This is a genomic window from Aquabacterium sp. (assembly GCF_029946005.1).
Lineage (GTDB): Bacteria > Pseudomonadota > Gammaproteobacteria > Burkholderiales > Burkholderiaceae_C > Aquabacterium.
This window is the reverse complement of record NZ_JAQSDR010000015.1, coordinates 1-13,815: the sequence shown is the minus strand read 5'-3', so window position 1 is coordinate 13,815 and position 13,815 is coordinate 1. Positions and strand designations below refer to the sequence as shown.

Below are 13,815 nucleotides of genomic sequence, written 5' to 3'. Positions count from 1 at the left end.
GGTACTCCTAAGGGGATGTCGGGGGTCAGAGCGTGCCGTTGGCCCAGGGGCCAGTGATGGCCACGGTCAAGCCGGGCGATTGCAGGTTGGCGAACAGCACGCGGCCATCCGGGCTGAAACAAGAACCGCACCACTCGGTGTTGCGCAGGTTGCCTGTGGGGGCATTGGGCTTGCCCGCTGCGGCCAGTTGGGCTGCCGTGAAGTTGTAGTTGTTGGCCGCGAACATGTAGGAGCCACCACTGGGGTGCAAGGCCATCAGGCGTTGAGCGGTCACGGCCGGGCCGCTGTTGGGGCCACTGGTGCCGCCGTCTTCGTTGAACAAGAGGCCGCCCCGTGGGCTGACGCAGATGTTGTCGGGCGAGTTGCCCACTTGCAGGTCGTTGCTGACGAAGATGGCCTTGAGCACCATGCTGGCCAGGTCCAATGCCCAGATGCGGCCGGCGCGGCTGGGGCTGGTCGACACTTGCTTGTCGGTGAAGAACACCGTGCCGTTGGCAACCCAGCAGCCTTCACCCGCGCCCAGGATGGCGGCGCCGTTGGCATAGGCCTGGCGATAGGGGCCGCTGGCCGACACGCTGCCGACGACGGATGACAACGTGGCGCCGTCCAGGTCGGGGTTGGCGATGTCCACCCATTCGGTGTCGAACTCCTGGCACAGCGTGGGCATGCGCAGGTCGGCGTTGGCCTGGCCTCTGACCTTCAGGCCTTGCAAGGTGCCGCCAGCGTGCAGCGAGTTCAGGCCACCGGCGATGTTGGTGGGGCGGAAGCGGTACAGCGTGTTGGCGTTGCCCTGGTCTTCGGTCAGGTACCAGTAGCCGGTCAGCGGATCGATGGCGCTGGCTTCGTGCGCCATGCGGCCCATGTCGACCAGAGGGTTGGGGTTGGCGGCGGTCAGGCTGGGGTCGGCAGGCACTTCGAAGATGTAGCCGTGCTTCTTGCCGGTGCTGCTGACCGCGTTGCTGCGGATCTCTTCATTGGTGAGCCATGAACCCCAGGTGGATGAGCCGCCTGCGCAGTTGCGGTTGGTGCCGCCGAAGGAGGCGTAGCTTTCTGCCCAGCTGCCATCGCGCCAGACCAGGTTGGTGGTGCCGCCCAACTGGTAGGCCGATGAGGTGGTGCCGGTGTCGTACTTGGCGACGGCGGCGCGGCTGGCGCCAATGATGGACGCGGCGCTGCTGCCGGTGCTCAGTTCATGATTGCGAATCAGCACGATCTCGGTGCTGCGGCCGACCTTGCGGGCGCGGACCACGCCCATGCCGTCGTGGCCAGTGGGCGTGGTCAGGCCGTCGGTCATCATGTCGCCGCGCCAGCCGTACGATTTGTACGAGAAGCCTGGCGGCAGTTGGATCAGGGGCAGGCCGGTGGTCAGGTCATTGACGGGGGCAAGCGCGCCGTAGGGGCTGTCGAGCAGGACGGAGGACGTGGCCGCCATGCAGGCCGAGGTGGAGGCCTCGGCCACGCGCGAAGCCAAGGCGGCGATCGGGCCACCAAAGGCGGCGGCGATGGCGGCTGAGCCACCTTTGAGGAGGGTGCGACGTGACGACGAGACTTCTGGGGCGTCCATGAGGGTCCTTCAAGGGGGTTAGTTGAAGGACCGAAATTTGCCTGCGCTGTGTGACGATGGCGTGAACGCTGGCGCATCGCCAAATGCCTTGCTTCAGCGCCAGGCATTGACCTGACAGTGTCAAACGCGTGTGTTAGCCAGTCAGTCCGGGGCGTGGATGAAACAAGACGGCGGGCGTGATGTCTTGCAAAGTGGCGCAACCGGTGAGGGCCATGGCGATCTCCAGCTCGTCACGCAGCAAGCGGATGACGTGGGCCACGCCCAAGGCGCCTGCGGTGGCCAGCGCATGCACGTAAGGGCGGCCGATCAACACGGCATGTGCGCCCAGTGCGAGGGCCTTGAGCACATCGGTGCCACGCCGGATGCCGCCGTCGACCAGCACTGGCATGTCGGCGCCCACGGCTTGCGCAATGCGCGCCAAGGCCCAGGCGGTGGGGATGGCCGTGTCCAGCGTGCGGCCGCCGTGGTTGGACACGATCAGGCCCGCCACGCCCAGCTGGGCCGCTTGCCGGGCATCGTCTTCATGCAGGATGCCTTTGAGCAGGATGGGCAGGCGGGTGATGCTTTGCAGCCAGGCGATGTCGGACCAGGTGGGGGCCGTGGTGAGCAGGCCATCGAACATGGCACTTTGTCCGAGGGACAAGGACACCGGTGGTGGGTCTGGCAGGCCCGCGAGATTGACGGCGGAGATGCCGGGCGGCAGCTTGAAGCCAGCGCGCCGTTCACGGTCGCGGGCGCCGCTGGCGGGGGCATCGACGGTGAGCACCAAGGCTTCGTAGCCTGCGGCTTCTGCGCGCTGAACCAAGGTCTGCGTGAATGCCCGGTCATGCTGAAGGTAGAGCTGGAACCACAAGGGGCCACGGCCGGGGTCGCCCAGGATCGCTTGGGCGATTTGCTCGAGCGAGGTGCTGGCTTGCGTGCTCAACACCAAGCCGGCACCTTGGGCGGCGGCGGCGTAGGCGGTGCCCAGTTCGCCATCCGGGTGGGCCATGCGCTGAAAGGCCACGGGCGCCAGCAGGATGGGGTGTTCAAGCGTGCGACCCAGCAAGGTTTGGCGAGTGTGGCCACCAGTTAACGCACGCAGCACGCGCGGGTGCAGCAGCAGTTGATCCCACGCAGTGCGGTTGGCCTGCAGGGTGAGTTCGTCGGCGGCGCCGCCGCTGAAATAGGCCCAGGCCTGGTCGTCCAGCCGTTCGCGCGCGTGGGCCGTGTAGTCGGTCAGGTTGACTGTGCCAGGGGGGATCGCGCCGAGTTCAGGGATGGGGCTCATGGGGGTAGGCCGTCAGGCGACGTCATTGCCGTGGGGCGGTGATTTGCGCCCGGTGATCATGGCCAGCACCAGGTTTTCGCGGTGGCGCAGGCTGGTGAAGATGATGCCGATCAGGTGCAGGGTGATGAGGCCCAGCAGGCCCCAGGCCATCCAGGTGTGCACGATTTCCAAAGGCTCGGAACCCCAATAGCGGTCGGTGGTTTGTAGCCAGCCTGTGAAGGCGGTGCCCGCGATGCAGGCCAGCAAGGCCACCACCATCCAGCCTCCCAAGGGGTTGTGCCCGATGTGGCGGGGTTCCACGTGGCGCCACAGCTTCTGGCTGTATGCCATCACCACCGAGGGACGGCGCACAAACTGGTCAAAGCGGGCATATTGGCGACCCGCCCAACCCCACATCAACCGAATCGACACCGCTGCTGCGGCCACGTAGCCAGCGCGTTCGTGTGTCCAACCGATGCCCAGGTCCAGGGTGCTCAGCCATGCTGTGGCGATGGCGGCCACCAGTGTCCAGTGAAGCAGGCGAACGAGGCGGTCCCAGACTTGAATCACTGCACCACGTTGCCCATCAACTCAAGGGTCTTGGGATTGAAGTAGGACTCTTTCTTGTTGCCTTGCTTGTCAAAGCCATAGACCTCGTAGCAGCCGTTGTCGACCTTGATCTTGCGGATCTTCCAACCTTCTTTTTCAAGCTTGCTGACCAACTCGTCACGCTTCTTCCACTCAGCAGTGGGCTCACTGCATTTGAAGTCGCCGTGAGCGTGGACCAGCGTCGGGGCTGCCACGAACAAGGCCAGGGAGAGGATGAAGGATGCTTTCATGGGTGGGCTTTCTGTTTGGCTGTTCAACAAACTTGCGGGCTTCAGGTGTCGGCCCACATGCGCAAAAGATTATGGTACAGGCCGGTCAAGCCGACCACCGAGGGGTCCTCGCCGTGCTGGGTGCGAAGGCGCAGCAGGTCCATGTCCATGTCGAAGAGCAGGCGGCGTTGATCGTCACGGCGCACCATGCTTTCGACCCAGAAGAAGCTGGCCACACGTTGGCCACGTGTCACGGGCTCGACCCGGTGCACGCTGCTGGAGGGGTAGATCACCAGGTGGCCTGCCGGCAGCTTGACGGTCTGAACACCGAAGGTGTCGTTGATGACCAGCTCGCCCCCCTCGTAGTCTGCGGGCTCGGACAGGAACAGGGTGCAACTGACGTCGGTTCGAACCCTTTCGCCGCTGGTGGCGGAGTGCATGACCGCACCATCGACGTGATCGTCGTAGCGGTTGGTGTCGTTGCTGTAGCGATTGAACTGCGGCGGGAACGTTTTCTTGGGCAGCGTGGCCGAGAAAAACAGGGCGTGGCGGTTCAGGGCTTGCAGGACCAGGGCCTGCGCGGCCTTGGCCGGTTCGCTGCCAGGAATTACTTGCTCATTGCGTTTGGCATGCGCCGCCTGCGTGCCGGCCGTGACCCGACCATCGCGCCACGCGGCTTCACCCAAGGTGGCGTGCAGGGCACGCAACTCGTCAGGTGTCAGGACATCTGGGATGTGAAGCAGCATGGTGGCGAAGTCGGGTTTCAGAGCCCGCAGTTTAGAACGTGGCCTTGAAGCTCAACTGGGCATTGCGTGCCGCTCCGGGTGTGTAGAAGCCCCGGTACAGGCCGTCGGCATACAACTCGTCGGTCACGTTGTTGACGTTCAGGCGCACGCTCATTTGCCAGTTGATGGTGTATTCGACCATCAGGTCGCCCGTGGTGAAGTCGCGCGCCTTGGCGACCCGGTTGCCTTCCGGATTTTGTGAACCACGGTGGTTCAAGCCAGCCCCGACGCGCCACTGTGGGTTGATCTGGTAGGTGTTCCACAGGCTGGCGCTGTGCTTGGGGGTCAGGCCGGGGCGGTCACCTTGCTGCTGAGCAGGGTTGGGATTGCAGGTGGTCACACCGCCGGTGGTGTTGCAAGTAAGGGCAGCAACATTGCTCTTGTCGATTTTGGCTTCCGGCATCCAGGTGTAAGAGAGGTAGGCCTCCCAGTCCTTGGTGATTCTGCCGGCGATGTCCAGATCCAGACCCGCCGTATGGCGCTTCCCCGACAGCAGTTGCTGGGCGGACGCGCTGTCCGGGTCGGTGTTGCGTTCGTTGTACTTCTCGGAATAGAAGAGTGAGGTGTTGAGGGACAAGCGTTGGTCCAGCAGGTTCAGCTTGGAGCCGATTTCAAAGTTGCGGCTTTTCTCGGGTGCGGTGTTGGCGTCCTTCGAGTTTGGGCCTTGCACGGCGAACTGGTAGGTGTCTCCAGACACGTTGAAGGACGTGCCGTAGGAGACGTGGAAAGAGGTCGACTCGCTGGGTTGGTACAAGGCGCCCAGACGCTCGCTCCACAGGCTGTCGTCCCTAACGAAGCTGGCACCTGTGCTGGTGTGGTAGGAGGCACTGAACTGGTCGTTGCGCAGCCCGGCAATCAGCTTGAACGCGGGCGTGATGGCCAGCGTGTTTTGAACGTACACGCCCAGGTTGCGGGCGGTGTAGTGGTCGTAAGGCACGGACCCGCGCAGATCGCGAACTCGGTCGCCGTTGTCCGGCGTACCCACGGTGGTGTTCGGTGTCGTGGCGGTGGTGTTCGGAAATCTGTTCGCCCGGGCCGCATGGTCCCAAGACAGGTCCGCGCCTGTGATCAAGTTGTCGGTCATGGAGCCGAGTTTGAACGTCTGGTTGTAGTCGCTTTGCAGCAAAGTTCCACGCGTGGCGGCCATCCGTCCTTTGCTTGAGGGGGTGATGACGCCGGTGGTGGCGTTGACGTTGTTGCGCCGAATGATCGTGGCATCGCTGAAGTTGCCGAGCGTTGTGGCGGCTCCGTTGGTGGTCCCGAAGCCGACCGCGGTGGCCAGCAGATCACGCTTGTAATAGCCTTGGCGCAGCGTGGTCTTGAGTTCTCCACCGCTGGAGAACTTGTGCTGGTGGCTCAAGGTGCCATACGTGACATTGCCCTTGTTGTGGTCGCTGGCCAGACCGTAGAAGGCATCGGCTGGCAGGACGGCGTTGATTCGGCCGTTCACCAGCAACCAAGGGTGGTTGTAGATCGGGTTGTTGTCGTATTGCAGGTGGTACAGGCTGGCGGTGAATTCGTCAGCGGTGCCCATGCCCCAGCGGTAGGTGGGGGCGATGCCGCGCTTGGAGACGGTGGCGCCTGAGTTGTCGGCATCGTGCACCAAGGTGTTGATGCGCAGTGCTGAACTGTCACTGGTCTGGATGTTGAAGTCGCCAGTCAAGCGGCGCATCGTGCCGGTGCCCACCGTGGCTTCCACTTCATGTTGGGTCATCAGGTAGGGTTGCTTGCTGACCTGGTTGACCACGCCACCTGTGGAGCCTCGGCCAAACAGCATGGAGGCCGAACCGCGCAGGACTTCGATGCGGTCATTGTTGAAGGTGTCGCGCTCGTACAGCGAGGGGTCGCGCAGGCCATCGATGTAGATGTCCCCAGACTGGCTCAGCGAGAAGCCGCGCAGTCGAATGTCTTCTTCGCCGGTTTCGCCAGCCTGGAAGGTGACGCCGGCCGTGGTGTGCAGCACGTCCTTGATGTCGGTGAGGTTGCGGTCCTGCATCAGCTTTTCCGTGACGACGGTGACCGATTGCGGGATGTCTCGCAGTTCCTGCTTGCCTTTGCCGATGGTGGTGGTAGTGGCTTGGTAGGCGTTCTTGGAGGGGGGCGTGCGATCGACCGCACCCTTCACCGTCACTTCGGGCAAGGCCGCATCGACTTGCTTGACCCCACTGTCGGCAGTCTGAGCCAAAGCAGACGAGCCCATCAGGCTCAGGCCGAAACCGGCGGCGAGGGCGCCCAGGGAACAGGCGGGGTTGGTTCGAGGGCGAGACATGACAACTTGCTCCAAAAATAAAAGGCAAAACCAGATCGTGAATAACTTTGCGAATGATAACAATTCGCAATACTGTTCGTTTTTACCTTAGGCCCCTGAAATCGGGGGTGCCCAGTTCGCGTTGTCTGTGAACAACAGTCAGCGAGGGCTGCACAAGCTGCGCGCACTCCCGCATGGGGTTGATGCGGACCCTGGTCGGCGTTGCATCAAAGGGCGTGGCGGTATCACGCGGGCTCTGCCTGCACCACCGGGCCCCGCACCAGCCGGTGGGCCAGGGCACGCCAGGCTGGCAGTTCGGCCTTGCCTGGTTTGCGTTCGCCAAAGAACATGGCGATGAGCTGACCTTGCTCGTCGAACAACTCCACCGAGGTCACCGGGCCGTCCTCGGTGGGCTTGGTGACCAGCCAGCTTTCGGCAATGTGGTCGTGCCGCAGGTGCAGGTTGAAGCCGTCGTCCAGCACGTTCAGCCAAGGGCCCATGAGCTCGATGCGGTGCACCGCGCCGGTGTGGATCTGCAGGCAACCTTCGTTGCCTGCGAACACCATGATCGGCAGGCCGCTGCTGGCGGCTGCTTCCAGCAACCACTGCACGCTGAGCAGCGGGATGCGGCGCGTGTGGATGCCCTCCATGAGCCTAAAGCTTTGGGCGCGGTCCACTTCGAATTGGCGTAGCAGCGAGAAGAGCTGGTGCGTGTCGGTCATCGCCGCCCAGGCGTCGCCCAGGCCCAGCGCGTCAATGGCCTCGTCGGGGCGGATCGTGGCGCGCATCGGCGAACCGGGCATGAACACGGGCCGTGCCTCAGGCCGCGCGTGGCGTTGCACCAAGGCTTCAAGCGCGTTGAGGTCGGTGCGGGGGCGGGCGTGAACCTTGTGCACCGCGCGGCCGTGAGCATCGAAGAACTGCAGGCTGTGCTGCTCGCCCTTGGCGGTGTGTTCGATCACATGGAAGCCCGCGTGCCACTTGGACAAGAACAGGCGCAGGTCGATCTCCGGGCCCAGGGCCAGGCCCATCAGGCCCGTGGCCGTGACGTTGCGGTACACGCCCACCTTCTCATGCACCACGCTTTCATTGCGCGTCAGGGCCATGACGGGGCCGCAGTTCTCCAGGCCTTGCAGCAGGTTGACCCAGTCCGAGTCCAGCGGCATGGTGGTGTACAGGCTGTGCTCGGCCACGTCGGGGTGCATCTGGCTGGCGGCGTGCGCGGCCATCACGTCACCTTCGCTCAGGTCGAGTTGGCGCGCGGCATCGCGGGCGCGCAGGCCCTGGGCGCGCAGCGCGGCGAACTGCTCGCGCAGCAAGGTCAGATGGGAGGTGTCGGTGATCATGGTCAGGCTCCATCAAGGGGTGGTGAGGAAGGAATCGGTCAATAGATGGCGGTGAGGGCCACGCGCACATTGCGGCCCGGTGCTTCAGTGCCCAGGCCACCACCAAAGCCGTTGCTCAGGTGGTAGCTGTCGTTGCGCAGGTTGTCGCCACTGAGGTTCAGGTTCAGGTGCGGGTTCACGTTCCAGCGCAGGCTCATGCCCAGCAGGTGGTAGCCGCTTTGCGTGCCGAGGGTGTTGCTGTTGTCGACGATGGTCAGGCGGCTGCGCACGTGCTGCCAACGCACCATGGCTTCGACGGCGCTCCAGCGCCAGCCCAGGCTCCAATGCAGGCTGTCGGCCGGGGCGGTGGTCAGTGGTCGGGCCTGGCGGCCATCGAAGGCATCGCCCTGGATGCGGCTGGCGGCCAGGCTGGAGAAGGCCGGGCCGATGTCGAGCACGGCTTCCAGCTCGGTGCCGTGGCGCCGCTCCCAGCCGTCTTGCACGATGAGGCCACTGCCGCCCGATTGCGCCAGGATCGACTCCAGCAGGTGGTCGGTGCGGTTGCGGAAGAAGGTCAGCTTGGCGCTCAGGCTGTGCTTGAGCTTGAAGCCGGTGCCCATGAACTGGGCTTGGCGCGTGCTCAAGCCCCACTCCACGCTGCGCGAGGTTTCGGGCTGGTACAGATCACCGCAGATGCGGGAGGAGGGGCCGACCTGGCTGGCATCGGTGTAGCCGGGCAGCAAGGTGCTGCCCGAGCCTCGCAACAAGGAATCCACGCACCGGCTGAAGCCGCCTTGTGTGAACGCCTCGTCGATGAGTGGTGGCCTGAAGGCCTGCCCCCATTGCGTGAAGGCGGTCCAGCGTTGTGGCACCAGTTCAAAGGTCAGGTGCAGGCTGGGCGTCGTGCGCTGGTAAGTCACGCTCGATGCTTGCCCGGCCTGGTTCAACTCGAACACGGTCTTGCCTTGCGCTTGCACCCCCACCTGGTCCCAGCGCAGGCCGGGCAGCACTTGCAGTCGGCCCCAGCGCCAGTCGGGCTGAAGGTACACGCCCAGGGTGTCTTTGCGGCCTGGGGGTTGCGCGCCATTGAAGCCGCCGGGGTAGAGGGTGTCGGTGTTGGGGCTGTCGATGAGCCGGTGAACGGTGCGCTGCTGCTGCCCCCATTGCAGGCCCAGGTGCAGGTCCATCTGGCTGGCGGGGCCTTTCATCAGGCGCCAGGTGCCTTGGCTGTCAACGGTGTTGTTCTGGTAGCGGAAGGCGTCGTCCACGGCATAGGCCATCGAGAAGATGGACTTGCCCTTGGCCATGTGGTCGTTCACTTGGGTGTGCGATTGCCCCACCGTCAAGTGCCAGCGGTTGGCGCGCTCGGCGTCCTGCCACTGGGTTCGCACAGACACGGTGTCGTCCTTGATTCGCCGCACCACCTGGCCGAAGCTGCCAGGCACGCCCGCGGTCGCGTCATAAGCCTGCAAGCCCTGGTCGGCAAAGCGCAGGTATGAAGCCGTGACCTGCCATTCATCGTTGGGGAACCAGCGGGCTTTGAGCAGGCTGCTGTCTGCGTCGGTGGCCGACAGGTCCAGGCGTTGGCCGCTGGGCAGCATCAGGTCGCGGCCCGCGCGTTGCGAGTGCGCGGCCAGCCAATCCACGTTGTCGCCGGCCAGGCCATACAAGGCGGTGAAGCTGTGGCGTTCGTCGTTGTTGCTGGCCCAACTGGCGCGCACGCGCCCGCCCAAGCGCTGGCCGGGTCGCAGCAGGTCTGATCCATCCTTGGTGGTGGCCGACACGGTGCCGCCCAAGGCGCCGGCGTTTTCGATGCTGGCGCCGCGCCGCACCTCGATGGACTTGATCAGGTCGGGTTCGATGAAGGTGCCACCAAAGCGGTATTTTTCAAAGCCCTTGGCGATGCCATCCACCTTCACGGCCACGTCTTCGTGGTCGGTGTAGCCGCGGATGTTGAAGCTCATGCCGCTGGCGCGCGGGCCGCCATTCACACTCACGCCGGGCACCTCGTCCAGCAACTGGAAGACGTTGTCGGGCTGGCGCCGATCGAGCGTTTGCGGGCCCACGGTGGTGATGGGGCGCGTCGGGTCGGGCTGGCTTTCTCGCGAGCGCGTCATCGGGGCGGTGCCTTGCACGGTGATGGTGGGCAGCGGGGTGTCGCTGGTCGGGCTGGGGTCGGCAGGCGGGGTCTGGGCGAGGGCCATCCATGGGGCGGCGACCGACCACCACAGCGCCCCTCTGGGAAAGCGCAAGCTCGAGAAATGCAACAACAAGGGCATGGCAAGCATTCATGGGCACGCGGGCCCCGAGCCCCCTTTCAATCGGGGGCCCGGGGAGTCGTCAGCCAACCTGCTCAGGTCAGGCTGCGTTCAGGCCTTGACGGCGGCGGCTCATGAAGGCGACCATGCCCAGGCCGGCCGCCATCAGGGCCCAGGTGCCGGGTTCAGGCACGGCCGTGGTGGCGGCCACCGCGTACACGCCGACCTGGTCCAGGCTCAGGCTGCTGCCCGTGGCACCAAAGGCCAAGTTCAGGGCGCTGCCACCGGTCAAGGTCCATTTCCACAGGCTTTCTTCTTCAGCGCCACCAAAGGCGCCGCCCAGCCCTTCCGTGAAGACGATGTTGCGGGTGGCGTCCACGCCGTTCAGCGAGGCGAGGTCCTTGACGGAGGTGCCCAGGCCGCCAATCCGCAGGTAGACATCCCAGCTGCCAGCGCCCAGGGCGGCGGTGCTCACCGTGAAGGCCGTGGCGGCCGAGAAGCTGTAGATGTTGCCGCCGCTGGTCAGGAACGCGGTGCCCGTGGTTTCGGTCAGGGTGCCGGCGCCAGCCACGTCAGGCGTGCTGTCGCTGGGGTAGCTGTTGATCACGTTCCACTCGGCCAGGGTCGTCGTGCCCGAGGGCAGGGTCGAATCCCATTGGCCGCCGGTGGCCGAGGCCAGCAAAGGCGCGGCCAGCAAGGCGGCGGACAAGAGACGTTTGAAAGCAAAAGCGTGGTGCATGTGAAACCTCGTTGGTCAAAAGAAAGGGACTGGTAGTCCCTTCCCCACGAAGGCGACACACGGTTTGGGATGACAGCGTTTTGAATGGCAATCGAGATCGCCCACGGCCTCGCGCCGCCGGGCTCTGGGCTAACTCAGCGCGGTGCCAGGACGGGGATGTCCACGACGAACCGGTGCTGCTTGCCGCAGTCCAGGATCACTTCTTTCTGGCCACGCTTGAGCAGGCGCACGTCAACGCGGACCGACCCGAAACCGTCGTGCGCCAACACCTCGTCCAACAGGGCCAGCAATTTGGTCTGAAGGGGCGGCAGGGCAAGAGCGGTGGGCGAATCCAAGTTGACAACTCCGGGCAAAGGGTGAGATCAGCAGATCGTGATCGAGTGGGCTCATTGTATTGCGAATAGTTCTCATTCGCAAATAATTGACCACAACCACCGTCGGGTTGCTTGGCCTGATCACGTCGTGTCAGCGCGCCCCGTCCTCGGCCAAGTCGTCGCGTTGCTGACGGCGCCACACACGCAGGCGTGATTGCATGACCGACAGCTCGATGGCATCGGCGGCCGAAGCGTGGCGGACATTCTTGGCGCCGCCTTCGATGCGGTCGATGGCGCCGGGCAGGTCACCCAGGGCGGCGGTGGCCTCGGCCTCGGCCCGCACCGCGCGCAAAGGCTGGCCCAGGTTCCGCCACAAAGCGGCCAGCAGGCCCCAGGCGGTGGCGTCTTGCGCTTGGGCGCTGACGTGGGTTTGCAGGCGCGTGGCGGCCTCTTGCCAGGCTTCGCGGCTGTCGCGCGTGTCGGGCAGGTTGAGGGCAATGCGGGCGTTCAACAGCAACTCGGGTCGGGCATCCAGCGACACCGTGCCCTGGCCCCGCGCCACGGCGTTGGACAGGATTGCGGCAGCTTGCATGGCCTGGCGGGCATCGACCAATGTGTCGGCCTCTTCCAAAGCCAGGATGCGTTCCACGGCCGCGTGCTGAGCCTTGGGCAGGCTGATCGCCGCCGTGCGGGCCAGCTTCAGGGAGGCGGCCACCTGGGCCCGGTCGTTCAGGCGCTGAGCCGACACGGCGGAGGTGTAGTGCAAGGCCACGGCCTCCAGGGCGGATGAGCCTTTAGGTGCGGTCGGGTTCAGCAAGGGGATCAGGCTGATGCTGCGCTGGTCCATCAAGACTCTGCTGCGGGCCGACATCAAGGCGTGTTGCGCCACCAGCATTTCACGGGCATCGCTGCGGTCGATGGCTGGCGGCAACAAACCATCGGGGCCCATCCTGGAACGCGCTTCGCCAATGCGTTCGCTCGTCAAGGGGTGGGTGCGCAAATAGGGGTAGCTGTTGTCGTCGGTCAGGCGCGAGGCCTGTTGCAGGTGCTCGAACATCTGAGCCATGCCGATCGGTGCAAAGCCCGCGTCGTTCAGCACGCCAAAGCCCACGCGGTCGGCCTCGCGCTCCATGTCGCGCGAAAAGTTCAGCTGCCCCTGGATGGCGATGGCCTGCCCACCCGTCATCAAGGCCTGGGCCGCCGCCGGCGCGCGGCTGACTGCCAATGCGCCCAGGATCATGGAGGCAATGCTGATCCACGACTGGCGGCTTTGTTCGCTGATCATGCGGGCGATGTGGCGCTGCGTCACGTGCGACAACTCATGCGCCAGCACCGAGGCCAACTCGTCCGGGGTCGTGGTCATGGCCAGCAAGCCCAGGTGCACACCGATGTAGCCACCCGGCAGCGCAAAGGCGTTGACGCTGCGCTCGCGCACCAGGAATGGACGCCAGGCGTGGGTCGAGTCGATGTCCGCGTTCAAGTCGCCTCTTTGGCGCGCGCTGCTCAGCAAGGCCTGCCACGATTGGTTCACGTACTCCAGGATCAGCGGGTCGTCGATCACATCCGGGTCGGGCAGGATGGATCGCATGATGCGGTCGCCCAGGCGTCGTTCTGCCATGGGCGACAAGGTTTGCGCGGCCGCGTCACCCAGGGAAGGCAGGGCCAGCGATGAACTGCTCGGTGGCAAGCCCAGGTCGCTGGTTGAAGCCGCGCTCAGGCCGAGCGGCCAAGCCAGCAACATGGCCAGGGCCACGGTGTGCCAGGCCTGGGGGCGTGCCGGCGGGCGCTTTGCAAAGCAGGAGGCGGAAGGCGTTTTTTTCAAAAGCATGTAGGCGCAAGAGGTTTGCCACGCTGGGCAGTATGCTGTGTCTGTCACCGCTTGGAGTGTCGAGCCTCTGTGCAGGTTCGGCGTGCAGGGTGATCTTTACATCCCAGACATCATGACCGAACTGACCCATTTTGACGCCCAAGGCCAAGCCCACATGGTGGACGTGTCCGACAAGCCTGCCACCATGCGCCGCGCCGTGGCCGAGGGCCGCATCCGGATGCAAGCCGAGACGCTGGCCCTGATCAACGAGGGCCGCGCCGGCAAGGGCGATGTGCTGGGCGTGGCACGCATCGCAGCCATCCAGGGCGCCAAGCGCACGTCCGACCTGATTCCCTTGTGCCATCCTTTGCCCTTGTCCAAAGTCGCCGTCGAGTTCGAGCTGGAGCCGGACCTGCCCGCTGTGCTGTGCCGTGTGACGGCACAAACGGTAGGCCCCACGGGGGTCGAGATGGAAGCCTTGACCGCCGTGCAGGTGGGCCTGCTCACCATTTATGACATGTGTAAAGCGGCCGACCGAGGCATGGTCATGACCGATGTGGCCTTGGTGGAAAAGCTGGGAGGGCGCAGCGGGCATTGGCAGCGGTGATGCTCGTGTTGTTTTGTCCTGGCAGCGCGGGGCGGGGATGAGTCGAAGGCGGGCGGGGCTCCTATGGTGGCGGTCCACCGCGTAGCGGCGGACTGCGCTCG

Annotated in this window: 12 protein-coding genes; 1 reads left to right on the top strand and 11 read right to left on the bottom strand. The window is 64.9% G+C overall.

The window, feature by feature from the left end; genetic code table 11:
- Positions 1-25 precede the first annotated feature (25 nt).
- From PSV38_RS11410 to PSV38_RS11360, 11 genes are all read right to left on the bottom strand, one after another.
- Positions 26-1,564 (bottom strand): alkaline phosphatase PhoX, encoded by a 1,539-nt coding sequence (locus tag PSV38_RS11410; RefSeq protein WP_300547511.1) that lies wholly within the window; start codon positions 1,562-1,564, stop codon positions 26-28.
- A gap of 133 nt (positions 1,565-1,697) precedes the next feature.
- Positions 1,698-2,834 carry an alpha-hydroxy acid oxidase gene (locus PSV38_RS11405; protein ID WP_300547510.1) on the bottom strand — a complete coding sequence of 379 codons (1,137 nt, stop codon included), beginning with the start codon at positions 2,832-2,834 and terminating at the stop codon, positions 1,698-1,700.
- Positions 2,835-2,846: 12 nt separating this feature from the next.
- Complete coding sequence (locus PSV38_RS11400; protein WP_300547508.1) at positions 2,847-3,383, bottom strand: cytochrome b/b6 domain-containing protein; 537 nt, start codon at positions 3,381-3,383, stop codon at positions 2,847-2,849.
- Positions 3,380-3,652: a PepSY domain-containing protein gene (locus PSV38_RS11395; protein WP_300547507.1), complete on the bottom strand. Its 273-nt coding sequence runs from the start codon at positions 3,650-3,652 to the stop codon at positions 3,380-3,382. The genes PSV38_RS11400 and PSV38_RS11395 overlap by 4 nt, the downstream gene beginning before the upstream one ends.
- Before the next feature lie 41 nt (positions 3,653-3,693).
- Positions 3,694-4,377: a Fe2+-dependent dioxygenase gene (locus PSV38_RS11390; protein WP_300547506.1), complete on the bottom strand. Its 684-nt coding sequence runs from the start codon at positions 4,375-4,377 to the stop codon at positions 3,694-3,696.
- Positions 4,378-4,408: 31 nt separating this feature from the next.
- Positions 4,409-6,685, bottom strand: coding sequence for a TonB-dependent receptor (locus PSV38_RS11385; RefSeq protein WP_300547504.1), 2,277 nt, complete (start codon positions 6,683-6,685; stop codon positions 4,409-4,411).
- A gap of 224 nt (positions 6,686-6,909) precedes the next feature.
- The gene (locus PSV38_RS11380; RefSeq protein WP_300547502.1) at positions 6,910-8,010 is read right to left on the bottom strand and encodes a ChuX/HutX family heme-like substrate-binding protein; all 1,101 of its coding nucleotides are present in this window, start codon (positions 8,008-8,010) and stop codon (positions 6,910-6,912) included.
- A 38-nt stretch (positions 8,011-8,048) separates the two neighbouring features.
- Positions 8,049-10,268, bottom strand: a complete 2,220-nt coding sequence (locus PSV38_RS11375; protein ID WP_300547500.1) for a TonB-dependent receptor — start codon at positions 10,266-10,268, stop codon at positions 8,049-8,051.
- A 79-nt stretch (positions 10,269-10,347) separates the two neighbouring features.
- Positions 10,348-10,986: a PEP-CTERM sorting domain-containing protein gene (locus PSV38_RS11370; protein WP_300547498.1), complete on the bottom strand. Its 639-nt coding sequence runs from the start codon at positions 10,984-10,986 to the stop codon at positions 10,348-10,350.
- 134 nt (positions 10,987-11,120) lie between these two features.
- The gene (locus tag PSV38_RS11365; protein WP_300547496.1) at positions 11,121-11,321 is read right to left on the bottom strand and encodes a hypothetical protein; all 201 of its coding nucleotides are present in this window, start codon (positions 11,319-11,321) and stop codon (positions 11,121-11,123) included.
- A 130-nt stretch (positions 11,322-11,451) separates the two neighbouring features.
- On the bottom strand, positions 11,452-13,128 hold the full coding sequence (locus PSV38_RS11360) for a M48 family metalloprotease (RefSeq protein ID WP_300547495.1): 1,677 nt from the start codon (positions 13,126-13,128) through the stop codon (positions 11,452-11,454).
- Between the two features lie 112 nt (positions 13,129-13,240).
- On the opposite strand from PSV38_RS11360, the gene moaC reads away from it, so the two are divergent.
- A complete protein-coding gene (moaC, locus tag PSV38_RS11355) occupies positions 13,241-13,714 on the top strand; it encodes a cyclic pyranopterin monophosphate synthase MoaC (protein ID WP_300547493.1) in 474 nt (157 codons plus the stop codon).
- Positions 13,715-13,815: the final 101 nt, after the last annotated feature.